This is a genomic window from Methylophaga thalassica MP, from assembly GCF_000214595.1.
Lineage (GTDB): Bacteria > Pseudomonadota > Gammaproteobacteria > Nitrosococcales > Methylophagaceae > Methylophaga > Methylophaga thalassica.
Genome location: NZ_AFIG01000001.1, coordinates 1,893,207 through 1,919,144, shown reverse-complemented (window position 1 = coordinate 1,919,144; position 25,938 = coordinate 1,893,207). Strand labels below are relative to the sequence as shown.

Sequence of the window (25,938 nt, the reverse complement as noted above, 5' to 3'; positions counted from 1 at the left end):
GATTGAAAAGACAACTAAGCAAGGCAAGAACATACAATGAATCTGCATGAATTTCAGGCCAAACAATTATTTAATCGATATGGTGTGCCTACACCACAAGGGCAAGCTGTCGCTGAAGCTGCTCAGGCGCGGCAAGCGGCTGAGTTATTAGCGGGCGAGCGCTGGGTGGTTAAAGCACAGGTTCATGCCGGTGGCCGCGGCAAAGCGGGTGGCGTTAAAGTGGTGAGTTCGCTGGATGACGTTGAGTCAGCCGCTGCTGGTATGCTGGGAAAAAATATTGTCACGCATCAGACCACTGTTGAAGGTTTACCCGTACAGCAGGTATTGGTGGAAAAACCGACCAATATCAGCCGTGAAATCTATCTGGCCGTACTGGTTGATCGCAGCTCTCAACGTATTGTGTTTATGGTGTCAGCAGAAGGCGGCATGGATATCGAAGCCGTCGCTGAGCAGCAGCCTGAAGCCATACTGAATTTATATGTCGATCCTGTCGTTGGTTTACAGGGCTATCAGTGTCGTCGCGCCGCATTTTTCCTGGGCTTGACTGGAAATAGCTTTAAGCAGCTACAGTCCGTCATGCAAAATTTGTATCAGCTCTTTACAGAAAATGATGCCAGTCTAGTGGAGGTGAATCCACTTGTGGTGACTGATGACGGTGACTTACTTGCCGTTGATGCAAAAATTAATTTAGATGATAACGGCTTATTCCGTCATGCCGATTTGGCAGAGATGTTTGATCCGAGTCAGGAAGATGATGCAGAAGTTATCGCCCGTGAATTTGGCCTTAACTATATTTCTTTAGATGGGAATGTGGCTTGTATGGTCAATGGCGCTGGTCTCGCTATGGCGACGATGGACTTGATTCAGAAAGAAGGTGGACAGCCGGCTAACTTCCTGGATGTAGGCGGTGGCACTACGGCTGCTCGCGTGGCTGAAGCATTTAAGCTGATTCTGTCTGATAAAAAAGTGAAGTCGATCCTGGTCAATATCTTTGGTGGTATTGTCCGCTGTGATCTGATTGCCGAAGGCATTATTCAGGCAGCAAAAGAGGTCGGCTTATCGTTACCTGTTGTCGTCAGACTCGAGGGTACCAATGCGCAACGAGGTCGTGAATTATTGAAAAACAGTGAAATGAGTATATATGCTGCCGATGATTTAACCGATGCTGCGCGTCAAGCTGTAGCGGCAGCTAAGGAGTCGCAGGCATGAGTATTTTAATCAATCGTGAAACCAAAGTGATTTGTCAGGGCTTTACTGGTAAACAAGGTACATTTCACTCAGAGCAAGCCATTGCATATGGCACCCAATTTGTCGGTGGTGTTACCCCAGGAAAAGGTGGGCAAACGCATCTGGACAAACCGGTATTCAACACGGTTCATGAAGCGGTTGAACAGACCGGTGCTGATGCCACCATGATTTATGTGCCTGCCGCCTTTGCTGCAGATGCGATTCTGGAAGCGGCTGATGCGGGTATCAAAATAATTGCCTGTATTACAGAAGGCATCCCTGTACTGGATATGTTACGCGTCAAACATGCTTTAAATAGCTACGATGCACACTTGATAGGGCCTAACTGTCCGGGCCTGATTACTCCAGGTGAATGTAAGATTGGCATCATGCCCGGTAACATTCATCAACCGGGGAAAATCGGCATAGTATCGCGTTCAGGCACTCTGACTTATGAAGCTGTTCATCAGACAACGCAAAACGGACTTGGACAAAGTACCTGTGTTGGTATTGGCGGTGATCCAATTCATGGTATGAACTTTATTGAATGCCTCGAGTTGTTTGAGAATGATCCGCAGACCGAAGGTATTGTGATGGTTGGTGAGATTGGCGGTCATGCTGAAGAGGATGCGGCCGAGTTTATCAAAGCGCATGTCACCAAACCGGTGGTGACCTATATCGCTGGTCTGACGGCACCGGCTGGCAAACGCATGGGACATGCAGGAGCGATTATCAGTGGTGGCAGTGGCACGGCTGAAGCGAAATTAAAAGCGCTTGAAGCGGCAGGCTGTGGCATTGCGCGATCGCCCGCAGAAATTGGCGACATTATGCTGGCAATGATGGATAAAAAATAAATGCAGACAGTCACGCTGGTGATGGGGCAAATTAATCCTGTAGTTGGGGATGTTGCGGGTAATGTTAATAAAATTATCGAGACGGCACAGCAGGCAAAAAAACAATTCAATGCAGATTTAATTGTTTTTCCTGAATTGACCCTAACCGGATATCCGCCAGAAGATTTATTACTTCGTCCTGGTTTGTTGAAGCGCGTTCGTAAAGCATTAACGACACTGGCAAGCAAGCTGGATAATGTAGCCGTGTTAATCGGCCATCCCGATGGTGATGTCGAGTCGGGTTTATACAACTCTGCATCGTTAATTGATGGGGGCAAGCTTGTTTGTACTTATCACAAACAGCAGTTACCCAATTACGGCGTATTCGATGAAAAACGCTATTTTATCGAAGGCGAAAATGCCACTGTGTTTGACTTCCGGGGTCTGAAAATCGGCATAACTATCTGTGAAGATATCTGGTTTACACAGCCGAGTGCTAAAGCAAAAGCTGCCGGAGCTGACCTTATCGTTAACTTGAATGCTTCTCCTTACCATATGGGCAAATGGCCACTGCGCGAGGCTGAAGTTAGAAAACGTATCAGTGAAACGGGCTTACCTATTGTCTATGTCAATCAATACGGTGGTCAGGATGAACTGGTTTTTGATGGTCATTCTTTTGTGATGAATGCCAATGGCGAAAAAGTGGTCCAAGCACCTGCATTCGAGTTTGGTTTATTTCCGGTGACGATTGAAAGGCAGTCGTCTGGTGGCCTAGCTTTATCGGGTGCCAGTTGTGAGTCGCAGGACGACTTATCTATCATATACAAAGCGTTAACCCTTGGACTGAAAGATTATATTGAGAAAAATCACTTTCCAAGTGTTGTACTTGGACTGTCAGGCGGCATTGATTCCGCATTAACAATGGCACTCGCTGTTGATGCTATCGGCGCAGACAAAGTGCATGCGGTGATGATGCCGTCGCGCTACACATCTCAAATGAGTCTGGATGATGCAAAGTTAATGGCTGAAGGCTTGGGTGTTAAGTACAGTATTATTTCGATAGAACCGACATTTAATGCCTTTATTGACTCATTAGCTGATGAGTTTAAAGGTTTGCCGGCCGATACCACGGAAGAAAATATTCAAGCCCGTTGCCGAGGCATTATTTTGATGGCCTTATCCAATAAAACGGGTTCAATGGTGTTATCAACCGGTAATAAAAGCGAAATGGCTGTCGGCTACTCAACTTTATATGGCGATATGGCTGGTGGTTACTCACCATTAAAAGATGTTTATAAAACGTTGGTCTATCAGTTGAGCCATTATCGCAATCAGCAATCTAATGTGATTCCAGAGCGTATCATCACACGACCTCCATCCGCTGAACTGGCAGAAGGACAGTTGGATCAGGATAGTCTCCCTGACTATGCTGTCCTAGATAAAATTCTACAACGTTATATAGCTGATCAGTGTTGCTTTGAAGAGCTAGTCGACGAGGGCTACGACGCCGAAATGGTTGCAAGAGTTATTAAAATGGTAGATCGTAATGAATACAAAAGGCGGCAGGCGCCTCCAGGTATCCGTATCAGTAGCCGGGCGTTTGGCCGAGACCGCCGGTATCCTATTACGTCAGGCTACACCGTCACTTCAACTATAGAGTAAGGAACTACGATGAAAAAAATTGAAGCGATAATTAAACCTTTTAAGCTGGATGATGTTCGCCAGTCACTTTCTGATATTGGTGTGACCGGGATGACTGTCACTGAAGTCAAAGGATTTGGTCGTCAGAAAGGACATACCGAGTTCTATCGTGGTGCTGAATATGTGGTCGACTTTTTACCGAAAGTGAAATTAGAAATTGCCGTAGCAGATGACAAAGTCGATAGTGTTATCGAAGCAGTGATCAAAGCGGCCAATACAGGCCGTATCGGCGATGGTAAGATTTTTGTTACGCCGCTGGAGCAAGCGATTAGAATTCGTACTGGTGAGCAGAACCAGGACGCTATTTAAGCTGTTCTAGGCATAAAAAAAGCCCGCCTCTGAATATTCATAGGCGGGCTTTTTTATTGTTTAATTATTGCACTTCAGTCTGTGCAACTTCAGCAATACCCGGGTGGCCAGGGTAATTGATTTTCAATACCCGTAAAGCATCATCTGAAAGATCGGTCATGCCGAGAATTTTGTATGCTTTTGCCATAACGACTAATGCATCAGGCATAGCCGGTGTACGGTCGTAGTTTTCTATCACATACTTACCACGGTTTAATGCAGCCAGGAATGATCCTCTACGCATATAGTAATTAGCGACATTCACCTCATGCTGTGCCAGTCGGTTACGAAGATAAACAATACGCTGCGCAGCATCTTCGGCATAACGACTGGTCGGGAAGCGATTAATTAATGTGTTGAAATCACGCAAGGCATCCTCAGCAGCGCCCGGGTCACGTTGAGATTCATCACGGGGGATATATTTTTCTAATAAACCAATATCACGATGAAAATTGACCAGGCCACGTAAATAAATAGCGTAATCAATATTTGGATTAAGTGGATAAACACGCATAAAGCGGTCAATGGTAGCGATAGCTGTTTCAGGATCATCTGATTTGTAGTGAGCATATGCGGACTCAAGCAGCGCTTGTTGAGCATATTCACCAAAAGGAAAACGAGCTTCGAGTTGTTCGTAGTAGGTAATCGCTTTGCTGTAGTCTGCGATGTCGAGTGCGGCTTTTGCCTCGCTGTATATACGATCTACACTCCAGCTTTCATCTGCTTTAACTTCTTCTTTTTTAAAAAAAGAGCAACCAGAGAGTGACAAACAGGTCAAACCGATAAGTAATGGCAAATAATATTTTTTCATTGAAGTAGAGTACGCTAGCTTGCTGTTTAAGGTAAAGGCTGATCTTAGCCCTTTTTCTGATTCAAAGCACGTTTTACCGAATGTGAAGATTATATTTAATCAAGTACAATATGCAGCTTTATTCTTTGATAAACAGGAATCATCAATGTTGAAACGGTTGTTGGCTCTTGCTGTAGGGCTTGCGGTATCAGCACCTTCTATGGCAACTACTTTTGCGCTTAATTCTGCTGACTCAACCGTTGTGGGTCACAACATGGTGGTCTATAGCAGAGCAAAAGACACATTACTGGATATTGGCCGTCAATTTGACTTAGGTTATAACGATATCGTTGAAGCCAATCCAAATGTTGATCCATGGCTTCCCGGCGAAAATACCCGGGTGATTATCCCAAGCCGTTTTATTCTGCCCAAGGCCGGTCAGAAAGGCATTGTCATCAATATTGCCGAGTTACGTCTTTATTATTATCCGGAAACCAAAGCGGGACAAACGAAAACAGTCATTACCCATCCTATCGGGATTGGGCGTGAAGGCTGGGGCACACCACTGGGCAAAGCTAAAATTACTCAGAAGCGAAAAGATCCAACCTGGACACCACCAGAATCCATCAGAAAAGAACATCTGGAAAAAGGCGATCCTCTGCCAAAAGTGGTGGCAGCTGGTCCCAATAATCCACTAGGTGCTTATGCAATGCGTTTGTCTATGCCGGGCTATTTGCTGCATGGCACAAATAAACCCTACGGTGTAGGAATGCGAGTGAGTCATGGTTGTATCCGACTGTTCCCGGAGGATATCCAACATTTGTTTAATATTGCCGCTGTTAATACACCGGTAGAAATTATTTATCAGCCTGATAAAGCGGGCGTGCGTGACGGTAAGTTATATCTTGAAGTGAATAAACCGCATAGTGACATTGATAAACGTCAGGGTTTAAATATGACACCGATGGTAGCAGCCATTTTAGATGCGCAAGATAAATTACCTGCGGACAATGACTGGGCATTCACTGAAAAATTAGTTGAAGCGCAAGACAGTATTGTAAAGCGAGTGGGTGAGGAGCCTCTCGATATTGTTGACGATGTCTGGTTTGTTCATGCAGGTCTGAGCCAGAAAGCGATACAAAAAACGCGTCAGGCTATTAACTCATTACAGTTGAATGCTCTGTTCTGGCCGGCCAAATCTGGCGCGGTTGGTGAAATGATGATTGGTCCCTTCAATTCTCAACAAGAAGCGGCAGATATGGCGAATAAAATTAGTGAAGCTGCGGGAATATCTGTGTGGGTTGCGCAAGTTTCCAGTGACGCGCTTTAGGATAAATATTGAAGATAAAAAAAAGCCGGAACATTTGTTCCGGCTTTTTTGTATGAGGTAATCTAAATTTTAGATTATTTGCTCATCGCTTTTTCAAACATACGATCGATTTTTGCACAGCATTCTTCGACAGTTGATTGAGCTTCATCAGCAGCTTTCTGGGCGTTCATAGCAGCCAGTTCTGCGTCAGTTGCAGTACGTTGCGCTGTGTCGGCAGTGCTTTGAGCATTGCGGGCTGCGACCAGAGCTGAATCAGCTGTTGATTGAGCTGATTCTACAGAGGCTTTCAGCGCTTCCATTTCGGCAGTGTTGGCACATGCAGTCAACATAGCTAAAGGCAGGATTACAGCACTCAGTTTTGCTAATGATTTCATTTTTATCTCCTTAAAGTACCAGTTAAATTGGCGTGGATATTATATTGCTAATTCGCAACATAAAACATACGCTAGCAAGAAATATTTTTGCTGTCCATTCACATTAATAAAAAACCGTTTTTAATATTACAACAGATTCATAAAGAAATAGTTGGTATAATAGCGTCCTTTATATGAGTCATTGATCTTCAATGTACTCTTGAAGTACCTATCGTTCTGGAAAAATTTGTTTATGCATCCAATGCTCAATATAGCAATCAGGGCTGCGCGTAATGCTGGCTCTCTGATCATGCGCTCACTACAGCATGTTCAGCATCTTGAAGTGACTACAAAAGGTCGAAATGATTACGTGTCAGATGTCGACCGCCTGGCAGAGCAAGAAGTCATCAATGTAATAAAAAAAGCGTATCCTGACCACGCTATTATGGCTGAAGAGTCTGGTCGCTCAGGTGATAATGAAACAGTGTGGATTATTGACCCACTGGATGGTACAACAAATTTTCTGCATGGTTTCCCGCATTACTGCGTATCCATTGCCGTTAGAGTCAAAGGTCGTGTTGAGCACGCTGTTGTTTATGATCCGCAACGCGATGAATTATTCACAGCTAGCCGGGGCGAAGGCGCCAAATTAAATGACCGTCGACTGCGTGTTACCAAACGCAGAGAACTTAATGGTGCATTGATTGCGACGGGTTTCCCTTTCAAATATCCATCATTTCATGATGCCTATTTCAATAGTTTTAAAGCTCTATTTCCTCAGGTAGCTGATATTCGCCGTACGGGCTCAGCAGCACTTGATCTTGCTTATGTTGCAGCAGGTCGTGTTGACGGCTACTGGGAAATGGGATTAGAAAACTGGGATATGGCGGCTGGATTACTTCTGGTCGAAGAGGCTGGGGGAATTGTCACCGACTTTGATGGTACCGATAATTTGTTCAACAAAGGTAATGTCATTGCAGCCGGGCTTGGTATGCACAAGCTGATGTTAACAACACTGCAACCACATCTATCGAAAAACCAAATAAGCGCCTAAGGGCATATTTTTTCCGCATGCCTAGCATGCTTTTACAGAATTCAAACAATGACAAACAAACGAGATATTTCTAAGCTCCGCAATATAGCCATTATTGCCCACGTTGACCACGGTAAAACAACCTTGGTGGATCAACTTCTTCGTCAGTCTGGCACTTTCGGTGAACACGAAGAATTAACCGAGCGCGTGATGGACTCTAATGATCTGGAACGTGAGCGCGGTATTACTATCCTGTCGAAAAACACGGCGATTCGCTGGAACGACTATCATATCAATATCGTCGATACCCCAGGCCATGCTGACTTCGGTGGTGAAGTGGAACGTGTTCTTTCGATGGTTGACTCAGTATTGCTGCTGGTTGACTCTTCAGAAGGTCCGATGCCACAAACGCGTTTCGTTACACAAAAAGCATTAGCGCTAGGCTTAAAACCGATTGTGGTTATCAACAAAATTGATAAACCTTCTGCTCGTCCGGATTGGGTCTTGGATCAAACCTTTGATTTGTTCGTTAATCTGGATGCCACAGATGCACAGCTCGATTTTGATGTCATTTATGCGTCAGGCTTAAATGGTTTTGCTGGTATGGAAGATACCGTTCGTGGTGGTGATATGACACCACTTTTCGAATTGATCGTGGATAGAGTGAGTCATCCGGATGTGGACGCAGATGGTCCTTTCCGTATGCAGGTGTCGTCACTGGACTATAACAGCTACGTCGGTGTTATCGGTGTTGGCCGTATCGAACGTGGTCGCGTTAAAACCAATACACCTGTCACGGTTGTTGATCGTGAAGGTAAAAAACGTAACGGTCGTGTACAACAGGTCATGGGCTTTTTAGGCCTACAACGTGAAGAAGTTGCTGAAGCGCAAGCGGGCGATATTATTGCCTTTACCGGTCTAGACCCATTAAATATTTCTGACACATTATGTGATCCAAGTGCTGTAGAAGCTTTGCCACCACTTTCTGTTGACGAACCAACAGTGACGATGACCTTCCAGGTCAATAACTCGCCGTTTGCCGGTAAAGACGGTAAGTTTATTACCACTCGTCAAATCAAAGAACGTCTTGATCGTGAATTGATTCATAACGTGGCATTACGTGTGGAACAAGTACCTACTGATCCAGATAAGTTCAAAGTTTCTGGCCGTGGTGAGTTACATCTGTCAGTTCTGATTGAAAACATGCGTCGTGAAGGTTTCGAACTGGGTGTATCACGTCCGGAAGTGATTATCCGCGAAGTCGATGGTGTGAAAGAAGAACCGTTCGAATCTGTAACCATTGATATCGAAGAAGAGCATCAGGGTACAGTGATGGAAAAAATGGGTGAGCGTGGTGCTGACCTGAAAAACATGGTGCCAGATGGTAAAGGCCGTGTTCGCCTTGATTTTATTATTCCTTCACGTGGCTTGATTGGCTTCCGTACCGAGTTCCTGACAGCTACACAGGGTACTGGCTTGATTTACAGTGTCTTTGATCATTATGCTCCAATGAAAGCCGGTAGCTTTGGTAAGCGTATTAATGGTGTGTTGATAGCAAACGGTGTGGGTAAAGCAGTGGCATTTGCTATCTTCAACTTACAAGACCGTGGACGTATGTTTATCGGCCATGGTGACGAAGTCTACGAAGGTATGGTCATCGGTATTCATTCACGTGATAATGACTTGGTTGTTAACCCGCTTAAAGGTAAACAATTAACCAATATGCGTGCATCAGGCTCTGATGAAGCGGTCACTTTAGTACCACCTATCCGAATGAGTCTGGAACAGGCGCTAGAGTTTATTGGCGATGATGAGTTACTTGAAGTCACGCCAAAAGCTATCCGTGTTCGTAAGAAATTCTTGCTGGAGCATGAGCGTAAACGTGCTTCTCGTGGCTAGACGTCACTAAAAATAAAAGAAAAAGGGTATCCTATGTCGATACCCTTTTTTTTGAGGTGAAAAATGCGAATTCTTATTTTAATTGCCATTGGTTTATTGCTTTATATCATCATCACTCATTTGCTGCGCAAGGCAAAAATAGAAGATGAACAAGCCAGAATGGAAAAAATGGTACGTTGTGAACAGTGTGGTTTACATGTCTCTGAGCATGAAGCAATACAACAAAACCACCATTATTTTTGTTCTACGCAACATCTAGAGGCTTTTAACGAGTCGAAATGAGTTCAGTGCCCGATTCTTATAAGTCGTATTATCAGGATCCTGCTACCTGGCGCGCGTTAACCGTTTTTGCCAGCTACCGTTTATTTCTCGCTACCGTTCTCTTCCTGGTTTTTTATTTGAGGCTTCCACCCGAGTTTTTGGGGGAAGCGGATCCTCGCTTATATAGCTTTGTTAGCCTTGCTTATTTTCTGTCTGCATTTGTATTGCTCATTTTAACGTTAAGGCACTGGAGAGAGGTTCAGACGCAGATAAGGCTGCAGGCAGTGATAGATATCATTGCCCTCATCGTTATTATTCATGCCAGTGGCGGTTTGCATACGGGATTAGGCTCACTGATGTTAGTTGTGGTAGTGGCTGGTGGTGCGCTGATGCCAGGTCGCCTGGCTGCCTTTATTGCTGCTCTGGCAACTTTAGCGGTGCTGCTGGAAGTCAGTTATTCACAAATAGCTGGCGATGGGGTGACAAAATACAGTCAGGCTGGGATATTGGGGGCGACCTTTTTTGTGACAGCCTGGCTGGCACAGTGGTTATCCAAAAAATTACAAACATCACAGGTGCTTGCGGAAGAGCGAGCCAGAGATGTAGAAAACCTGGCGGTCTTAAATCAGCACATTATTAGCCAAATGCATACTGGTGTATTGGCTTTAGATAGTCAGGGTAATGTGACGATGCTTAATGCTTCTGCCAGGCAATTATTGGGTATTCCAGATAATAATTCAGGATTTAATTTACGTGAAAACGTCCCTGAGTTGGGAGAGCAGGTGTGGTTATGGCAACAGCATAGTCCAAATGCCTTCCTACCTTTTCAGGCGCGCGCTGACCTGCCAGAAGTTCAATCATCCGCGACTCAGCTTGATAGTGGTGAAATCCTTATTTACATTGAAAATACATCTGCTTTGGCACAACAGGCGCAACAACTTAAATTAGCTTCACTGGGGCGTTTAACCGCAAGCATTGCACACGAAATCCGCAATCCTCTGGGGGCGATCAGTCATGCAGGTGAGCTGCTTGCAGAGCAATATGCCGCAGATCACATGATGACAAAGCTGACTTCAATTATTTTGAAGCACACACAGCGGGTGAATAATATTATTGAGACCATCTTGCAAATGAGTCGTAGAAAAACAGCGGAACCATCGATGCTGGTTTTAAATGTATGGTTGTCGAAGTTTATTCGTGAGTTTTCTGATATAAAACAAGCGGATGAGGAAGATATTTCATTGCAGATAAGTACTTCTGATATCCATATCGCAATGGATCCTGAGCAATTACATCAAGTTATCTGGAATCTGATGGATAATGCCTGGTTTCATGCAAACCAGAAGATAAAACCGTGTATTAAGGTCGTCGTTGAGCAGCAAAATAAACAGGTCTGCCTGGATATTGTAGATAATGGTCCAGGTGTGCCTGAGGATGTGCAGACACATTTATTTGAGCCATTCCATTCAGCCAGACAGGGAGGCACTGGACTGGGCTTGTATCTGGCTCGAGAATTGTGTCAAGCAAACGGAGCGCGTTTGAATTATATTCGCGATGAGTTGAATAAGGGGTTTTTCCGTATAAGCTTTCCAAGCGAATGGCAGGAAATAGTTAAGCAATGAACAGACAAGCGTTAGTCATAGATGATGAACCCGATATCCTTGAACTGTTAACAATGACATTGTCAGGTATGTCGATTGATTGTGTAACGGCCGAGAGTGTTGCCCAAGCCAATCAGGCATTAAAACAACAATCTTTTGATCTTTGTTTTACTGATATGCGATTACCTGATGGTAACGGTTTGGATATTGTCCGCACTATTCAAAAAACTTATCCAAATTGTCCCGTGGCGGTTATCACTGCGCACGGTAATATTGATCTGGCTGTTGAAGCCCTTAAATCAGGCGCCTTCGATTTTGTATCAAAACCACTTAAGCTTAAAGTCTTACGTGATTTAGTGAACTCAGCATTAAATTTATCTCCATTAAAGTCAGATGTAAAAGAGCGACGTTCGAGGGATAAATTACTCGGCGATACCGATGTTATTCGCTCTTTGAGAAATAAAATCAGTAAATTAGCTCGCAGTCAGGCACCTGTTTATATCACGGGGGAGTCTGGTACAGGCAAAGAGCTTGTCGCACGTTTAATTCATGAGTTAGGCAGTCGTTCTGATGAGGCTTTTGTGCCGATTAATTGCGGTGCTATACCGGCAGAATTAGTGGAAAGTGAGTTTTTTGGACATAAAAAAGGCGCTTTTACGGGCGCTGTTGCTGATAAACAGGGTTTATTTCAGGCGGCTAACGGCGGTACGTTGTTTCTGGATGAAGTCGCGGATTTGCCATTAATGATGCAGGTGAAGTTACTAAGAGCGATTCAGGAAAAAGCCATTAGACCTGTTGGTGGCAATGAAGAAATTAGCGTTGACGTTCGAATATTGTCGGCAACCCATAAAAATCTGGCGGAATGTGTAAAACAAGGTAGTTTCCGTGAAGACTTGTTTTACCGTTTGAACGTTATTGAACTTTCAGTGCCACCGCTCAGACAACGTAAAGCGGATATTCCTCTGTTAGTCGAGCATATTCTTGTGCAGCTTGCGGCTAAAAGTGGTGAACTAAAACCAGTGATTGGTGAGGATGCCATTAGTGCCTTACGTGAATATGCCTTCCCTGGCAATGTTCGCGAACTTGAAAATATCCTGGAAAGGGCGATGACATGGTCTGATGGCTCGGTTATTCACGAAGCAGATTTAATGTTGCCTGAAGCACCTCTAAATAGTCTATCAGCCGATGAGCCCGGCTTTAGTCTAACAGCAGATAAAGTTGACCTAGAATCACAACTGGAAGATCAGGAGCGGCAGCTTATTGTTGATGCGCTGGAGTCAACGCGTTGGAATAAGACGGCCGCTGCAAAAAAGCTTGGCATTAGTTTCCGTTCTTTACGCTATAAACTAAAAAAACTGGCATTGGATTAGATTTATTCCTCGTCTTCAACTAAAGCGGTTAGTCCAGATAGTTCGTTATTATTAATAAATAATTTTTTATCCTTGGCAGCTAATTTTAAACTTAATTGGCAAATAAGCGTGACTGAGTCGAGCATGGCTGCCCGTACGACATGGCCGGCCACTTCACCTGATTCATCAGCTACTTCAAAGTTCTGCTCAGGTATGTCTACCGTTTTCAACTGAGCAAGGAATAAACGACGACTCGGTTTGCCAAGATAATGCAGCCTGGCGACCACTTCCTGTCCTGGATAGCAGCCTTTTTTGAAACTAACGCCACCCACGATATCGAGATTTAACTGCTGTGGTGTGAACTGCTCTTTGCTTTGCAAATAAACCATGGGCAATCCGGCCTCTATATCCGCACTGGCCCAGAGATTTTCTGCACCAACCTGGCTTTCTTCCTTGATAGTTGTTTCGCCAGCGCTAATAACTAAATAACGATGTAGATGACCTGGCAGATAAATCGTTAATTCGCGATTCAGTGAAACACCTGACCAGAAATCTGTCGCCTGATTGGTCAACGGCGCTTGGCTAAGATAGCCCATGACCTTGAGTTCAGGGCTAACAGTAATATCGACTTTGCTTCGTAGTTTGAACATATTTAAACGTTGAGCAATGCTTTCAGCTAAATCTGCAGCAAGCACTAATAAAAAGTCCTGTTCTCGTTTGATGACATAAAACAGACTTAATAAACGTCCTTTAGGGTTACAAAAACCACTTAGCTGAGCAGTATTAGCCGTCAAGGTGCGGATATCATTAGTGAGTAAGTTTTGTAAAAAACTTTCTGCTTCCTCGCCTGCAACCTCAATCACGCTGAAACTGGGCAGAGCGATAGCCACAGGGGAGGTCGTGTCATTTATCTCATTAAGATAGTTTACTGTAGGGGGGCTTTGTAAAAGCGTTTGAACATTCATAGTTGTATTGCGATTTATTATTAACAAGTTTTATTCTAACTGTATAAGCGGTGCTAAAACAGGGATGAAAACAAAGGACATTCAAGAATGAAAGTCACGATCACTAAGTCACGTGGTTTATTTGTGTATATGGTTTCACTGCATATCTTAGCTATCATTTTGTTGTTATGGAGCATGGACAACAATAGGCTGCTGGTACTGTTCTTGACTGTTTTGGTTTGTGGAGGATTTATACAGTGGTATCGCCGATATACTGCCAGTGTTGCCAAGAATTCATTAATAGAAGTCAGTATGAATCTGGAAAAAAATTGGTTCTTAAGAGACGAAACAGGAGCTGTATCCGGCCCTTTTAAATTGAAATCAAGCATCCAATTCCCCTATGTCATGTTCATCTATTTCAGAACACGACATTGGTGGCAAAGTCACAGTTTAATGATTCCGATAGATGCCGTTGATAAACAAGACTGGCGAAGGCTCAGGGCACAGCTTCGTGATCCTGATGTTTGGGCAGAATGATCGTTTCAGTGGCTGGCTGACTATTATCTGTTTCAGGATAATCCAGAATATAGTGCAGTCCGCGACTTTCTTTCCTTCTTAATGCAGATTCAATAATCAGTTCGGCCACATCCGCCAGATTTCGTAACTCAAGCAAGTCAGCACTAATATGATGTTTGCTGTAATAGTCACGAATTTCAGCCTGGAGTACTTGCAACCGTTGTCGGGCTCGGAGCAGACGATCTGTTTTGCGAACGATACCGACATAGTTCCACATAACACGCCGTAACTCATCCCAGTTGTGACTGATTGCTACGGCTTCTTTGGCAGGATAAACCTGGCTGGCATCCCACTGCGGGACTATTGCCGAAGTCGTTAGTGGTAATTGTTTTTTGATATCGTCCGCTGCTGATTTGGCAAACACCAGACATTCCAATAATGAATTACTAGCCATGCGGTTGGCGCCGTGCAGTCCAGTATGGGCTGTCTCACCAATGGCATACAAACCTGGTACATCGGTTTTACCATTTAAATCAGTCATGATGCCACCACAGGTATAGTGCGCTGCAGGAACAACAGGGATAGCTTGTTTGGTGATATCAATGCCAAACTGTAAACAGCGTCGATAAATGGTGGGGAAATGTTCTTTTATAAACGCCGCGGGTTTGTGTGAAATATCAAGATAGACACAGTCATGTCCGGTACGTTTCATTTCATGGTCAATCGCGCGCGCGACGACATCTCTTGGTGCTAATTCAGCCTGGGGATGAAAACGCTCCATAAAACGTTCACCATTGGCTAACACCAGTTTGGCCCCTTCTCCGCGCAGTGCTTCACTGATTAGAAACGATTTCGCCTGTGGATGAAACAGGCAAGTGGGATGGAATTGAATAAATTCCATATTCGCAATGCGACAACCTGCGCGCCATCCCATGGCAATACCATCACCTGTCGATACGTCTGGATTACTGGTGTAAAGATAGACTTTTCCTGCACCGCCAGTGGCCAGAACTGTTATGGGGGCTAACAGTGTTTTGGCTTCATCTTTTTTGATATCGAGTACATAACAACCCAGGATACGGTTTTCTTTTTCACCTAACTGCTTGCTACTGCTGATGAGGTCAATACCAATATGATAAGGAAGTAGTTCTATATTTGGATGCGCTTTGGCTTTATCGAGTAACGTAGTTTCTACTTCTCTACCTGTGGCATCTGCAGAGTGAATAATTCGTCGGTGACTGTGACCGCCTTCTTGCGTTAAATGATAGGTTTCTGATGTTATTCCGTCCCGCGTAAATGTCACACCCTGTTTGATTAACCATTCAATATTTTCCCGGGCGTGTTCGACGGTAAATCGAACAGCTTTTTCGCTACATAATCCCGCACCGGCTCTCAGAGTATCGTCGATATGGGATTGAATGGAGTCTGTTTTATCAAGGACTACGGAGATGCCTCCCTGAGCGTATAAAGATGCGCCTTCTTCAAGTTGACCCTTGGAAATTACAGCGACTTTGACATCATCGGCCATGTGTAAAGCGAGAGTGAGTCCGGCGGTGCCACTGCCAATAATTAAAATATCGTAATGATGCGTTGTGGTCATAAGGCTCTATACAGGTACAATAGGAATGTTTATTTTGCACTTAATGTGGAACAAAGTTAAATCGACATGGTCAATCAAGCTAAATTTAAAGAAGTGATAGACGTGTCGACTCAAGCCGGATGATAGGATGAATGTGGATCAAGAGCTAGTACGGCGCGTACAAGCAGGTGATAAAAAGGCGTTTGATTTGCTGATTATGAAATATCAGCAAAGAATCATTCACGTCATTACAGGGTTTGTTCATGATCCTGTTGAAGCGATGGATGTAGCGCAAGAAGCGTTTATTAAAGCCTACCGCGCTTTGCCAGGCTTTAGGGGTGATAGTGCTTTCTATACATGGCTGTATCGTATTGCGATTAATACATCAAAAAACTATCTGACAGCGGCGTCCAGAAGACCACCTGTCAGTGATGTTGATGCTATGGATGCAACAATTTATTACGATGCGCCGGAATTGAAGGAATTTGAGACACCTGAAAGTAGTCTAATGAGCGACGACTTACAGCAGGCAATTCATGACGCTATTCAGGAATTGCCAGAAGATACGGCAACGGCAATCAAACTGCGGGAGTTTGAAGGTCTGAGCTATGAGGAAATTGCACAGGCAATGGATTGTCCAATTGGGACCGTCAGGTCGCGTATATTTCGCGCCAGAGAGGCAATAGATAAACAGGTCAAAGCAGTTATGGGTGGAGAGGAACTATGACAATCAAGCAACAAGAATTATTGTCAGCGTTTGTTGATGGCGAACTTAATGAGCAAGAGCTTGATGAGTTACTGGCATTGATGAAATCAGACGACAGTGCCAAACAAGATTATATGAGATATCAATTCTCAATTATATGAGATATCAATTCTCAAGTGATTTATTACATGGTTATGTGACCGAACATAAACAAATTGATTTAACAGACAGAATACAGCAGGCCTTATCTAACGAGCCGGGTTTAGATGTTAAACCAACAGAAGACAGACACACAGCAAAAGTGTTTGCATTACCTGACTGGTTCTGGAAGCAAACGGCTGGTTTAGCTGCCGCTGCTTCTATTGGCGCACTGGCTGTAGTCGGCTTGATGTCACAACCACAGACGGTTATGCCAACGACGAATATGGCGCAATCTGAACCTATGCAGCAGCAAACTACGGTTGCTGATTCAAACCGCTGGACAGTGGGTGAGTCAGAAGTTGAAGATCGTCTGAATGATTACTTAGTTGATCATAACGAATATGCCGGTGCTTCAGGTTTATTCTCTTACGCCAGAGTTGTTTCATACGGTGAGGAGTAGTCGCTAATGCGTTTTTTGCTCCACCTGTTAGTCGTCACATTTGTATCATTCTCAGCAACTGCACATGCTGATGATCCTGAAGCAATGCAAATTCTTGAGAAAATGACTTCAGCGGCAAAAACATTAACCTATGAAGGCGTGTTTAATTATCAGTCTGGTAGAAATTTACAGTCGATACGCATTTTTCATCGCGCAGATGAGAATGGTGAACTGGAAAGAATGATTTCTCTAAATGGTGCTGCCAGGGAAGTCATTCGCAATAATGATATGGTGACCTGTATTAACCCCGATGGTAAGCAGGTCAATATTAGCCGACGTCCCTTAGGAAGAGGGTTCCCAAGTGACTTGCCTCGTCGATTCAGCTCAGCTGCACCTTATTATGAAGTTGAAATGGGTGGTAAAAGTCGTATCGCCGGCAAAGAAGCTTATCAATTACTGATTACGCCTATCGATAATTATCGCTATGGCTATCACTTGTGGGTCGATGCTGAGACATACCTTCTTTTAAAGTCTGAACTTATCGGTCAGGATGGCGATGTATTGGAAACATTTTCATTTTCATCGGTGAGTACAGGCGAGCCGATTCCTGACTACAAGTTTAAATCGTTGCTGGCTGACGATGATATGGTCTGGCACAAAACAGAACCAGAGAATCCCATTGATATAGATAAACATAGTCATGAATTCGAATGGCAAGTTAATTGGTTGCCAGATGGCTTTGCATTAGTTGCATTACAAACACGCTTGAGAGCCAATAACGGTGCCGATGTCGAACAGAGAGTGTATAGCGATGGTCTAAGCTCTGTATCTGTGTTTATTGAAAAAATCCGGGCCAAACATAACCATTTGCATGGTGCATCTCATGTGGGTGGAATCAATGCTTTCGGTACGATTATGAATGCTCACTTTGTGACAGTGGTTGGCGAAGTACCAGCAGTCACCGTTGAGAAAATTGGCAGTGCAATCGCTTTCACGCCGGTTGATCAGGAATGATTGAACAGAAAGCGACAGTTATCAGTCGTCACGACCATTTAGTCTGGGTCGAAGCTGAAAGACAGTCCACTTGTGGTCAATGTGCGGCTCGTAAAGGCTGTGGCACTGGCTTGCTTGCAAAACATGTAGGAAAAAAATTCTCACGCATCGCTGTAAAAGATGAAGGCACACTGGAAGTTGGGCAGGAAGTCACCGTGTCTATTCCCGAAGAAGCATTACTTTCAGGTGCTTTTCTTATGTACATGCTGCCGCTTATTTTACTTTTTTTTACATCAATTATCGTGCGTTTAGCTGGTGGTGGGGAACTGCTACAAATTGTGTCTGGTCTATTAGGTCTGATTACCGGTTTTGTGTGGGTCAAACATCGTATGAGTCATCATGATGCTGGTATCAATGTCAAACCAAATGAGGACTTCAAATGAGAGTAAACAAAAATTGGGCGGCTTTAACAATGCTGTTTGCTTGGCTAATGCTGAGTTTTAGTGTCCAAGCCCGTTCATTACCTGATTTTACTGAACTCGTCGCCGATAATGGTGATGCTGTTGTCAATATCCGAACTCACAATAAAACGGAAGAAACACCAACATCGATGTTGCCTCGTGGCCTGGATTTGCCGGAAGGTTCGGGAATTGATGATTTCTTTAAAAAGTTTTTTGAGGGTCAAGGTGGTGGCGCTCCTATTCCCCGTGAAAGTGAGTCTTTAGGCTCAGGTTTTGTTATCTCATCCGATGGTTACATTCTGACTAATCACCATGTGATTAAAGATGCTGATGAAATTATAGTTCGTTTCAGTGATCGTACTGAGTTAGAAGCTAAAGTATTGGGTAGTGACGAACGCAGTGATGTCGCGCTATTGAAAGTGGATGCGAAGAACTTGAAAACAGTCAAACTTGGGGATTCAGACAATCTCAAAGTAGGTGAATGGGTATTAGCCATCGGTTCACCTTTTGGCTTTGATTACTCTGCTACTGCTGGCATCATCAGTGCGCTGGGCCGAAGTTTGCCAAGCGACAGTTATGTGCCATTCATTCAAACAGATGTCGCGATTAATCCGGGTAACTCAGGTGGCCCATTGTTTAATCTTGATGGTGAAGTTATTGGCATAAACTCACAGATTTACAGCCGTACAGGTGGATTTATGGGCGTATCGTTTGCAATCCCAATTGATACTGTCATGAACGTCGTAGAACAAATTAAATCACAGGGTTATGTCAGTCGTGGCTGGTTAGGTGTAGTTATTCAAGATGTGACGCGTGAACTAGCCGAGTCATTTGGTTTATCAAAACCAAGTGGTGCGCTGATTTCTCGTGTTGTTGATGACAGCCCGGCAGCTCGTGCAGGATTTAAAACGGGTGATGTTATTTTGAAATTTGATGGTAAAGAAGTGGAAACATCTTCTGATTTACCTCCTATCGTAGGTAGAACAAAAGTAGGCAAAGAAGTTGATGTTGAAGTCATGCGGAATAACAAGCATACAACGCTTAAAGTGACGATTGAAGAGTTACCAAAAGATGAGGCATTGACAAGCAACAGCACTAAACCTGGCCGATTTGTTGATGACCGTTTATCAATGGAAGTGGCGGATATCACTCCAGAACAGCGTAAGCAGTTCGAAGTTGAAAAAGGTGGTGTTATGGTCATGAAAGTTGAGCAAGGTCCAGCCATTAAGGCGGGTATCAGACCTGGAGATATTATTCTGAGCCTTAACAATACTGAGATTGAAGATCCTCATCAGTTTATTGAGGTGGCGAAAAAGCTTCCTGCCAATAAACCTATCCCTGTATTGGTACAGCGTGGAGGTTCTGCTCAATTTCTGGCGATAGAAATTAAAGAGTAACCTTCTCACATAACTGAAGTTAAAAAGAGCCGTTGATGAAAATCAACGGCTCTTTTTTTATCAGGATATTTGATTTTTATATATTGTTATCTGGTAATATTATAAATGCGAATCATTAGTATTTATAATATGTGCAAGGATGAACAAACTCACCATGTCAGCAAAAGTCCTTATTGTTGAAGATGACCCCACCTTAAACAAACAACTAAATCAATTACTTGAAAATGCAGGCTTTTCTACTATTACTGCATACGATGGTAATGAGGGGCTGACAAAGGCAATTAGCCTTCCATTGGATTTGATCTTATTGGATGTCTCACTGCCTGAAAAAGACGGCTACAGCGTTTTAAGAACATTGAGGCAAACCCGTGTTACGCCTGTCATTATGCTAACCGCACATGGTGCAGAAGAAGAACGTATTCTGGGATTAAAAAGTGGCGCAGATGATTATTTATCTAAGCCTTTTAATTTCACCGAATTATTATTAAGAATAGAAGCGATTCTGAGACGATCATTGCCGCAGACCAGTCCTGATGATGAGCAGAAACAGCTAACACGGCATGGTATTAAGCTAGATAAATCTAAACAGACGGTGTTTTTTGCTGACCAGCCTATTCCGTTTACGCCCATCCAGTTCAAGCTGCTTTGGACCTTGATGCAGAACCCAAACCAGACACTCAGTAAGCCACAGCTTTATCGCTTAGTGTTAGAAAAAGAATTCAGTCGTTATGACAGAAGTCTGGATATGCATATGAGTCGTGTCAGACGTAAATTAGTCATGGCGGGGCTGCCTGCAGATCACCTGCAAACCGTTCACGGGACAGGATATATTTTATTATGAAGCGTCGTTTGCTATGGAAGTTAGTGGCGACCATAGTTATCGGAACCGTATTACTGTTTTGGCTGATACACCTATTGATGTTACACACAGAACAGCATATGAGTTTTATTGCTGAACGTGATCAGGGCTTATTAAAAGAGTATGCAAAAAAAGCTGAGAAGTATTACTTGGCGGATGATATCCAGTCATTAGACCAGTGGATAAAACAGATCGAAGAAAAAGAACATACCTGGGCTGCGGTGGTGACTTCCCAGGTTACTCCAATAGGTAATAGTTATTTATCAGAAGCGTTTCAGGAAAGCTTTGGTCTCGGGCGAGATATTAGCTGGAAAATACATTTGTACTTCAAAGAAAATCCCATTATGGATTTGCCTATTGCAAATGGAAGAGCACATTTTTTAATTACCCTACCGGATCGAATGCGTCCCGGTGCCTATTGGTTTCAGACCAGTTTATTATTACAAATCGCACTGCCTTTATTGCTGATGACATTAATTAGCGTGATTATCTATCGCCATGTTATGTCACCATTGAGTCAGTTAGAAAAAGCCACCAGACAATTTAGTGATGGCAATTTTAGTGTTCGTGTTGGAAAAAGCCTGGCAAAACGTCAAGATGAAATCACGGCCTTAGGCGAAACATTTGATGGTATGGCTGAGCGTATTGGTCAACTGATTCAGACACAGCGCCATCTTATTTCTGATTTATCACATGAGTTGAGAACGCCATTAGCACGGGTTGAGTTAGCCTTGAGTTGGGCTGAAAACCAAAATCTCGATCCACAACTCATAGAACGAATTCGTTATGAATGTCTGCAAATGCGTGCCATGGTTGAAGATACTCTCACTCTGGCATGGCTTGATAATGAACGACCGGATTTACGTCAGGAAACGCTCGACTTAATCGACTTGATAGACAGCATTCTCGATGATGCACGATTTGAGTTTCCTGATCGGCAACTCATTATCACCATGCCTGAACAGGCAATTATTGAAAATAGCAGTGCCCGGGCAGTGGGGCATGCCTTTGAAAACATCCTCAGAAATGCACTAAGCCATACTCCGAAAGAAGAGCCCGTTAAGATTAACGTGAAAACAGTTATGCAGAGCTACCTGGTCGAAGTTGATGATGTTGGACCAGGTGTTGCAGAGCAACATTTAAGTGATATCTTCAAACCGTTTTTTAGGTTGGCTCAGGCGAGTCGAGAGAATCATCGAGGATTTGGGGTGGGATTAAGCCTGGCCAAACGTCATATTGAAGTATGTGGTGGTCAGCTAGTGGCAGAAAATTTAGTCAACGGTGGTTTAAGAATGACTATCACCCTCCCAACAAGATAGTAGCGGAATGTAACAATTGTAAATTTCATATTCATTACCTTCATCAATCATTAGAATGCGATTACGTGTTATTTGATAATGATTATTATTTAGGGGTGGATGTGAGAATTTATTTAAATAAAATAAGTCAACCAACGATGCTAACACTCGCTGTTTTAGCAGGTTTATCAACACAACCTGTATCATCAGCAGAAACACTTGAGTTAGACACATTAAATGTTGTTGGAAATACCGTTACACCAGAAACAAACAGCGTTGACGCTGAACAGATAGAAAAGATGCAAGCTAACGATTTGCAAGACTTGTTCAGTCAGTCGCCAGAAGTGACGGTAGGTGGAGGGCCTGATGCAGCACAGAAACTCTATATTAGAGGTATAGAAGATCAGTTATTAAATATTACAATTGATGGTGCTCAGCAGTCGACTCGTCAATATCATCACGCAGGACGTATCAGCATTGAGCCAGAATTACTCAAGCGTGTTGAAGTTAATGCTGGTGCAGGTAATGCCCTTTCGGGACCAGGAGCATTAGGTGGCTCGATTAAGTTTATAACAAAAGACCCAGAAGATATGTTGAAACCTGGGCAAAAATTTGGTGGACTTGTCAAAGGCAGCTTTTCCAGTAATACCGATAGTTTTAAAACTAACACCAGTCTCTTCGGGCGTATGACGGATGATTGGAGTGCTATGGTTTCATATACACGTAATGACACTGATAATTACGAAGATGGTGATGGTAATGAAGTCTTAGGAACGGGGTTTGACCAAGACTATATCTTCGCAAAGATTGTTGGCCATATGACTGAAAGTCAGACTCTTCGCCTTAGCTACGAAAAGCGCCAAGATGAAGGTGAGCGTGCAAGACGTCCACAGTGGGTAGTTAGTGAAGGAAATCCATTATTTCCAATTGATATTGAGCGGAAAACACTTACATTAAATTATGAATTAAATCCTATAGATAATGCATATGTAAATATGGCATTAACGCTATACCATACAGAAACAGAGTTATTTCAGGATGGCACATTTGGTCCTTACTATGGTGATGGTAAGAGTAAAGGTTTCGATTTGCGTAATACCTCTATCTTAGGAATGCACAAGCTTACGTATGGTTTGGATTATCGTGAGGATACTACTACTGCGGGTGGTGAAGCATATTCAGATAACTCTGCTTTTGAGGATAAATCAGAAGTTAGGGGCGTTTATATTCAGGATGATATGCAGATTACGGATGCCTTGTTACTTAGTGCGGGTCTGCGATATGACGACTATGAACTAGATGATCAAATAGGTAACAATAACTTTGATGAAGATGATATCAGTCGCAATATCGGAGTTAATTATCACTTCACTGATAGTTTTAGTGCATTTGCATCTTATGCCGAAGCATTCAAGGGACCACAAGCACAAGACGCATTTAAAATTGATTTTGTTGCAAACAGTCCAGATTTAAAACCTGAAAAAGCAAAAAATGTTGAGTTCGGCGTAGCTTATGATTCTCAATCGTGGTTTGGTTCAGCAAAAGTATATCGAAGCAGAATAGAAGACGTTGTCGCTGATCCGGCTGGAGGCCCAAGGTTATTTGAAAATATTGGTGATTTAAAATCGGATGGTGTCATAGTTGACCTGGGTTATCGTTGGGATAATATTCTAGGTAAAGTAAGTTATCACCATAATGAAGCTGATGTTGATGGCATTGAGGCTAATGCCTACGACCATAACGGAATTGTTAATACCGTTCGAGATACATTACTTACCCAACTTGACTACCAGTTAGATGCACAATGGAGTTTCGGGTGGAATGCCCAGTTTGCGAAAGGGCGTGACAATGTCAAGTTTTCTGATGGTGAAGTAGATAAGCCTGGTTATGGTGTTCATGACTTATATGCCCAATGGATACCTTCAGAGCTTTATGACGTTCGAATTACAATGACCGTTAGAAATGTTTTTGATAAAAACTATATCGATCAGGCCAGTGTAGCAGACTACACAAGTATCTCAGGTTATGAAATTGTTCGAGGATATAACGAACCCGGCCGTGATGTCCGCCTGAGCGTCGCATGGCAATTTTAATTTCCCCAAGTGTCTGAATACTCTCTCAGACTTTTTATTGAGCCAGATAATTATATCTGGCTTATTTTTTGTGCTGGATAATACCTCTATTCAAAGACTGTATATTTGCTTCATGGTTGTCAGAGTATGTAACAAGAATGTTATCGATAAATGCCAATATAAAAACCATTGATAACAAAAGGGCTATACGACTGTTCTATTAATAGGCTGTTATGAGGTGCCAGTAAGAATCTGCTTTACAGACAACTCCGATAATTTTAAAGATCATGTGTTTTATCGAACATCATCCTAAGTCTGTTTGCTGGGTCGATACCAGCTGAACAGGACAATGGCAATAATAAAGGTCAGCCACTCTGAAAGCGGTAAAGCGATCAGAAATTCGGGTTCGGGTAATAACCATGAGAAAAGCAGCAAAAGCAGAACCGGCAAAAATAAACCTCTTGATAATGCAATAACCATGGATGGAATGGGTTTTTGAATGGCTGTCAGGTAGATAGACATAATGACGTTAACGCCATTAATCAAAAATAATGGCCATAACAAAGCAATAAATTGTTGGGATAACAGCAAGGTCTGTTCTGCCGTTTCATCTAAAAACAGTCTGCTGATTTGTTCAGGGAAAAAGACTAAACAAAGCGTCAGGCTGATACTAATCAGTAAAATACAGCTCAACGCAGTTAATAGAAACTGGCGGATACGCTGCACATTCTGAGCACCATGATTTTGGCTGACAACCAGATGCAATGCATCTGAAATGCCGTAATACAGCATCAAACTGATAAAAATCAGATAATTGATAACCGCAAATGCGGCAATGCCTTCGACACCGAGCCGACTCACTAAAAGCCAGTTCAGCACTAAAATAACCAGACCCCCAGAGATTTCGTTAATAAACTCGGATCCACCATTAAACATGGCCGGTTTAATTTCAGACCAATGCTGTTGCGTTAATGAAAAAGAAAGTGTTTTTTCAGCACGTAAAAAGTAACGACTTAACATTATTAACTGGATAACTTGGGCAATAGCCGTGGCTGCCGCTGCACCTTTAAGCCCCCAATCAAATACGATGATAAATAGTGCATCCAGAACAATATTGATCAGCGCGCCGCTTATTAATGCTGAAGAAGCCAAGGTTTGAGCATTATCCTGGCGAATAAAGTAATACATCACCATGGTGGATATTTGAACGACTAGCACCGCATTGATGATGTAAAAGTAAGGTCGTATTAAAGTCAGTAAGGATTCTGGAGTGCCGAGAAATCCTAAAATACTGTCTGCAAAGAACCAGGAAAGCAGCATAAAGCTCAAACCAATCACAACAATGGCGATAAGACATTGGCTAAATACATCTGACGCAGCAGCAAATCGTTTTTGTCCAAGGTAATAACCGGCGCGAACGGCTCCACCTATCGATAACATCAGGGCCAGACCAAATATCAATGACAGATAAGGGATCAGTAAATTAATGGCTGCCAAACCTTCAGCGCTAACGAATTGACCCACAAAAATACCATCGACAATGCTGGCGGTGGTAATGGCTAAAAGGCCTAAAATTGAGGGAATGGCAAACCGTAAAAAGGTGGGAATGATAGGGCCAGACAGGACGGCTTTATCCATGATATTTGTTATCCAGAAAAACGCTTTTTTCTATTCAGAAAGTTTTGGTCAAATTAATGCTTATATAAAACCGGTGACAGAGTGTCAGACAGTTTGTCGTATGTCACGTTTTTATCTACAGACTCGCTAGATTATCGTTTTGTGATAGTGAAATGCGTATAATATCCAAT

Annotated in this window: 24 protein-coding genes and 1 pseudogene; 20 read left to right on the top strand and 5 right to left on the bottom strand. The window is 43.2% G+C overall.

Features of this window, described 5'->3' with window-relative positions; translation table 11 throughout:
• Positions 1-30: 30 nt before the first annotated feature.
• The 4 genes and pseudogenes from sucC to MAMP_RS08985 form a co-directional block, all read left to right on the top strand.
• Positions 31-1,209, top strand: a pseudogene (sucC, locus tag MAMP_RS09000) (ADP-forming succinate--CoA ligase subunit beta); the annotation flags it as partial.
• Positions 1,206-2,081, top strand: a complete 876-nt coding sequence (sucD, locus tag MAMP_RS08995; protein WP_007145715.1) for a succinate--CoA ligase subunit alpha — start codon at positions 1,206-1,208, stop codon at positions 2,079-2,081. The pseudogene sucC and the gene sucD, both read left to right, overlap by 4 nt.
• A complete protein-coding gene (locus tag MAMP_RS08990; protein WP_007145714.1) occupies positions 2,082-3,722 on the top strand; it encodes an NAD+ synthase in 1,641 nt (546 codons plus the stop codon).
• Positions 3,723-3,731: 9 nt separating this feature from the next.
• A complete protein-coding gene (locus MAMP_RS08985; RefSeq protein ID WP_007145713.1) occupies positions 3,732-4,070 on the top strand; it encodes a P-II family nitrogen regulator in 339 nt (112 codons plus the stop codon).
• A gap of 64 nt (positions 4,071-4,134) precedes the next feature.
• On the opposite strand, the gene MAMP_RS08980 is transcribed toward MAMP_RS08985, so the two are convergent.
• Complete coding sequence (locus tag MAMP_RS08980) at positions 4,135-4,920, bottom strand: outer membrane protein assembly factor BamD (protein ID WP_007145712.1); 786 nt, start codon at positions 4,918-4,920, stop codon at positions 4,135-4,137.
• A 145-nt stretch (positions 4,921-5,065) separates the two neighbouring features.
• On the opposite strand from MAMP_RS08980, the gene MAMP_RS08975 reads away from it, so the two are divergent.
• Positions 5,066-6,229 (top strand): L,D-transpeptidase family protein, encoded by a 1,164-nt coding sequence (locus tag MAMP_RS08975; RefSeq protein ID WP_007145711.1) that lies wholly within the window; start codon positions 5,066-5,068, stop codon positions 6,227-6,229.
• 74 nt (positions 6,230-6,303) lie between these two features.
• On the opposite strand, the gene MAMP_RS08970 is transcribed toward MAMP_RS08975, so the two are convergent.
• Entirely contained in the window at positions 6,304-6,603 is a 300-nt protein-coding gene (locus tag MAMP_RS08970; protein WP_007145710.1) for an Lpp/OprI family alanine-zipper lipoprotein, read from the bottom strand.
• Between the two features lie 232 nt (positions 6,604-6,835).
• Here MAMP_RS08970 and suhB point away from each other — a divergent pair, with 232 nt between their 5' ends.
• The 5 genes from suhB (at position 6,836) to MAMP_RS08945 (ending at position 12,746) form a co-directional block, all read left to right on the top strand.
• The gene (suhB, locus tag MAMP_RS08965; RefSeq protein ID WP_007145709.1) at positions 6,836-7,636 is read left to right on the top strand and encodes an inositol-1-monophosphatase; all 801 of its coding nucleotides are present in this window, start codon (positions 6,836-6,838) and stop codon (positions 7,634-7,636) included.
• A gap of 48 nt (positions 7,637-7,684) precedes the next feature.
• Positions 7,685-9,514: a translational GTPase TypA gene (typA, locus tag MAMP_RS08960; RefSeq protein ID WP_007145708.1), complete on the top strand. Its 1,830-nt coding sequence runs from the start codon at positions 7,685-7,687 to the stop codon at positions 9,512-9,514.
• Between the two features lie 63 nt (positions 9,515-9,577).
• Positions 9,578-9,796, top strand: coding sequence for a PP0621 family protein (locus MAMP_RS08955; RefSeq protein WP_007145707.1), 219 nt, complete (start codon positions 9,578-9,580; stop codon positions 9,794-9,796).
• On the top strand, positions 9,793-11,397 hold the full coding sequence (locus tag MAMP_RS08950) for a sensor histidine kinase (RefSeq protein WP_007145706.1): 1,605 nt from the start codon (positions 9,793-9,795) through the stop codon (positions 11,395-11,397). The genes MAMP_RS08955 and MAMP_RS08950 overlap by 4 nt, the downstream gene beginning before the upstream one ends.
• Complete coding sequence (locus MAMP_RS08945) at positions 11,394-12,746, top strand: sigma-54-dependent transcriptional regulator (RefSeq protein ID WP_007145705.1); 1,353 nt, start codon at positions 11,394-11,396, stop codon at positions 12,744-12,746. The genes MAMP_RS08950 and MAMP_RS08945 overlap by 4 nt, the downstream gene beginning before the upstream one ends.
• A gap of 2 nt (positions 12,747-12,748) precedes the next feature.
• Here MAMP_RS08945 and ygfZ read toward each other — a convergent pair whose 3' ends face one another.
• A complete protein-coding gene (ygfZ, locus tag MAMP_RS08940) occupies positions 12,749-13,690 on the bottom strand; it encodes a CAF17-like 4Fe-4S cluster assembly/insertion protein YgfZ (protein WP_007145704.1) in 942 nt (313 codons plus the stop codon).
• Positions 13,691-13,777: 87 nt separating this feature from the next.
• Here ygfZ and MAMP_RS16145 point away from each other — a divergent pair, with 87 nt between their 5' ends.
• On the top strand, positions 13,778-14,206 hold the full coding sequence (locus MAMP_RS16145; RefSeq protein ID WP_007145703.1) for a protein YgfX: 429 nt from the start codon (positions 13,778-13,780) through the stop codon (positions 14,204-14,206).
• Here the strand turns inward: MAMP_RS16145 and nadB are convergent.
• Complete coding sequence (gene nadB, locus MAMP_RS08935; protein ID WP_007145702.1) at positions 14,166-15,785, bottom strand: L-aspartate oxidase; 1,620 nt, start codon at positions 15,783-15,785, stop codon at positions 14,166-14,168. The genes MAMP_RS16145 and nadB overlap by 41 nt on opposite strands.
• A gap of 127 nt (positions 15,786-15,912) precedes the next feature.
• On the opposite strand from nadB, the gene rpoE reads away from it, so the two are divergent.
• From rpoE to MAMP_RS08895, 9 genes are all read left to right on the top strand, one after another.
• Positions 15,913-16,491, top strand: a complete 579-nt coding sequence (gene rpoE / locus MAMP_RS08930) for an RNA polymerase sigma factor RpoE (RefSeq protein WP_007145701.1) — start codon at positions 15,913-15,915, stop codon at positions 16,489-16,491.
• Positions 16,488-16,631 (top strand): sigma-E factor negative regulatory protein, encoded by a 144-nt coding sequence (locus MAMP_RS16425; protein WP_007145700.1) that lies wholly within the window; start codon positions 16,488-16,490, stop codon positions 16,629-16,631. The genes rpoE and MAMP_RS16425 overlap by 4 nt, the downstream gene beginning before the upstream one ends.
• The gene (locus tag MAMP_RS08925; protein ID WP_007145699.1) at positions 16,628-17,071 is read left to right on the top strand and encodes a hypothetical protein; all 444 of its coding nucleotides are present in this window, start codon (positions 16,628-16,630) and stop codon (positions 17,069-17,071) included. The genes MAMP_RS16425 and MAMP_RS08925 overlap by 4 nt, the downstream gene beginning before the upstream one ends.
• Before the next feature lie 6 nt (positions 17,072-17,077).
• Positions 17,078-18,064, top strand: coding sequence for a MucB/RseB C-terminal domain-containing protein (locus tag MAMP_RS08920; protein ID WP_007145698.1), 987 nt, complete (start codon positions 17,078-17,080; stop codon positions 18,062-18,064).
• Positions 18,061-18,486 carry a SoxR reducing system RseC family protein gene (locus tag MAMP_RS08915; RefSeq protein ID WP_007145697.1) on the top strand — a complete coding sequence of 142 codons (426 nt, stop codon included), beginning with the start codon at positions 18,061-18,063 and terminating at the stop codon, positions 18,484-18,486. The genes MAMP_RS08920 and MAMP_RS08915 overlap by 4 nt, the downstream gene beginning before the upstream one ends.
• Positions 18,483-19,901 (top strand): DegQ family serine endoprotease, encoded by a 1,419-nt coding sequence (locus MAMP_RS08910; protein WP_007145696.1) that lies wholly within the window; start codon positions 18,483-18,485, stop codon positions 19,899-19,901. Before MAMP_RS08915 ends, MAMP_RS08910 begins: the two co-directional genes overlap by 4 nt.
• Positions 19,902-20,055: 154 nt before the next feature.
• Positions 20,056-20,742, top strand: coding sequence for a response regulator transcription factor (locus tag MAMP_RS08905; protein WP_040576262.1), 687 nt, complete (start codon positions 20,056-20,058; stop codon positions 20,740-20,742).
• A complete protein-coding gene (locus MAMP_RS08900; protein ID WP_007145694.1) occupies positions 20,739-22,079 on the top strand; it encodes a HAMP domain-containing sensor histidine kinase in 1,341 nt (446 codons plus the stop codon). Before MAMP_RS08905 ends, MAMP_RS08900 begins: the two co-directional genes overlap by 4 nt.
• A 65-nt stretch (positions 22,080-22,144) precedes the next feature.
• A complete protein-coding gene (locus MAMP_RS08895; protein ID WP_007145693.1) occupies positions 22,145-24,151 on the top strand; it encodes a TonB-dependent receptor domain-containing protein in 2,007 nt (668 codons plus the stop codon).
• A gap of 288 nt (positions 24,152-24,439) precedes the next feature.
• Here MAMP_RS08895 and MAMP_RS08890 read toward each other — a convergent pair whose 3' ends face one another.
• Positions 24,440-25,768 carry an MATE family efflux transporter gene (locus MAMP_RS08890; RefSeq protein WP_007145691.1) on the bottom strand — a complete coding sequence of 443 codons (1,329 nt, stop codon included), beginning with the start codon at positions 25,766-25,768 and terminating at the stop codon, positions 24,440-24,442.
• Positions 25,769-25,938 lie beyond the last annotated feature (170 nt).

Bases quoted from the DNA above. Each gene is read 5' to 3' on its own strand.
- ygfZ (WP_007145704.1), bottom strand. From the start codon at position 13,690: ATGAATGTTCAAACGCTTTTACAAAGCCCCCCTACAGTAAACTATCTT.
- nadB (WP_007145702.1), bottom strand. From the start codon at position 15,785: ATGACCACAACGCATCATTACGATATTTTAATTATTGGCAGTGGCACC.
- MAMP_RS08945 (WP_007145705.1), top strand. From the start codon at position 11,394: ATGAACAGACAAGCGTTAGTCATAGATGATGAACCCGATATCCTTGAA.
- MAMP_RS08890 (WP_007145691.1), bottom strand. From the start codon at position 25,768: ATGGATAAAGCCGTCCTGTCTGGCCCTATCATTCCCACCTTTTTACGG.
- MAMP_RS08980 (WP_007145712.1), bottom strand. From the start codon at position 4,920: ATGAAAAAATATTATTTGCCATTACTTATCGGTTTGACCTGTTTGTCA.
- MAMP_RS16425 (WP_007145700.1), top strand. From the start codon at position 16,488: ATGACAATCAAGCAACAAGAATTATTGTCAGCGTTTGTTGATGGCGAA.
- sucD (WP_007145715.1), top strand. From the start codon at position 1,206: ATGAGTATTTTAATCAATCGTGAAACCAAAGTGATTTGTCAGGGCTTT.
- MAMP_RS16145 (WP_007145703.1), top strand. From the start codon at position 13,778: ATGAAAGTCACGATCACTAAGTCACGTGGTTTATTTGTGTATATGGTT.
- MAMP_RS08915 (WP_007145697.1), top strand. From the start codon at position 18,061: ATGATTGAACAGAAAGCGACAGTTATCAGTCGTCACGACCATTTAGTC.
- MAMP_RS08925 (WP_007145699.1), top strand. From the start codon at position 16,628: ATGAGATATCAATTCTCAAGTGATTTATTACATGGTTATGTGACCGAA.
- MAMP_RS08985 (WP_007145713.1), top strand. From the start codon at position 3,732: ATGAAAAAAATTGAAGCGATAATTAAACCTTTTAAGCTGGATGATGTT.
- rpoE (WP_007145701.1), top strand. From the start codon at position 15,913: ATGAATGTGGATCAAGAGCTAGTACGGCGCGTACAAGCAGGTGATAAA.
- MAMP_RS08975 (WP_007145711.1), top strand. From the start codon at position 5,066: ATGTTGAAACGGTTGTTGGCTCTTGCTGTAGGGCTTGCGGTATCAGCA.
- MAMP_RS08910 (WP_007145696.1), top strand. From the start codon at position 18,483: ATGAGAGTAAACAAAAATTGGGCGGCTTTAACAATGCTGTTTGCTTGG.
- MAMP_RS08990 (WP_007145714.1), top strand. From the start codon at position 2,082: ATGCAGACAGTCACGCTGGTGATGGGGCAAATTAATCCTGTAGTTGGG.
- MAMP_RS08920 (WP_007145698.1), top strand. From the start codon at position 17,078: ATGCGTTTTTTGCTCCACCTGTTAGTCGTCACATTTGTATCATTCTCA.
- MAMP_RS08905 (WP_040576262.1), top strand. From the start codon at position 20,056: ATGTCAGCAAAAGTCCTTATTGTTGAAGATGACCCCACCTTAAACAAA.
- MAMP_RS08955 (WP_007145707.1), top strand. From the start codon at position 9,578: ATGCGAATTCTTATTTTAATTGCCATTGGTTTATTGCTTTATATCATC.
- MAMP_RS08950 (WP_007145706.1), top strand. From the start codon at position 9,793: ATGAGTTCAGTGCCCGATTCTTATAAGTCGTATTATCAGGATCCTGCT.
- suhB (WP_007145709.1), top strand. From the start codon at position 6,836: ATGCATCCAATGCTCAATATAGCAATCAGGGCTGCGCGTAATGCTGGC.
- typA (WP_007145708.1), top strand. From the start codon at position 7,685: ATGACAAACAAACGAGATATTTCTAAGCTCCGCAATATAGCCATTATT.
- MAMP_RS08970 (WP_007145710.1), bottom strand. From the start codon at position 6,603: ATGAAATCATTAGCAAAACTGAGTGCTGTAATCCTGCCTTTAGCTATG.
- MAMP_RS08900 (WP_007145694.1), top strand. From the start codon at position 20,739: ATGAAGCGTCGTTTGCTATGGAAGTTAGTGGCGACCATAGTTATCGGA.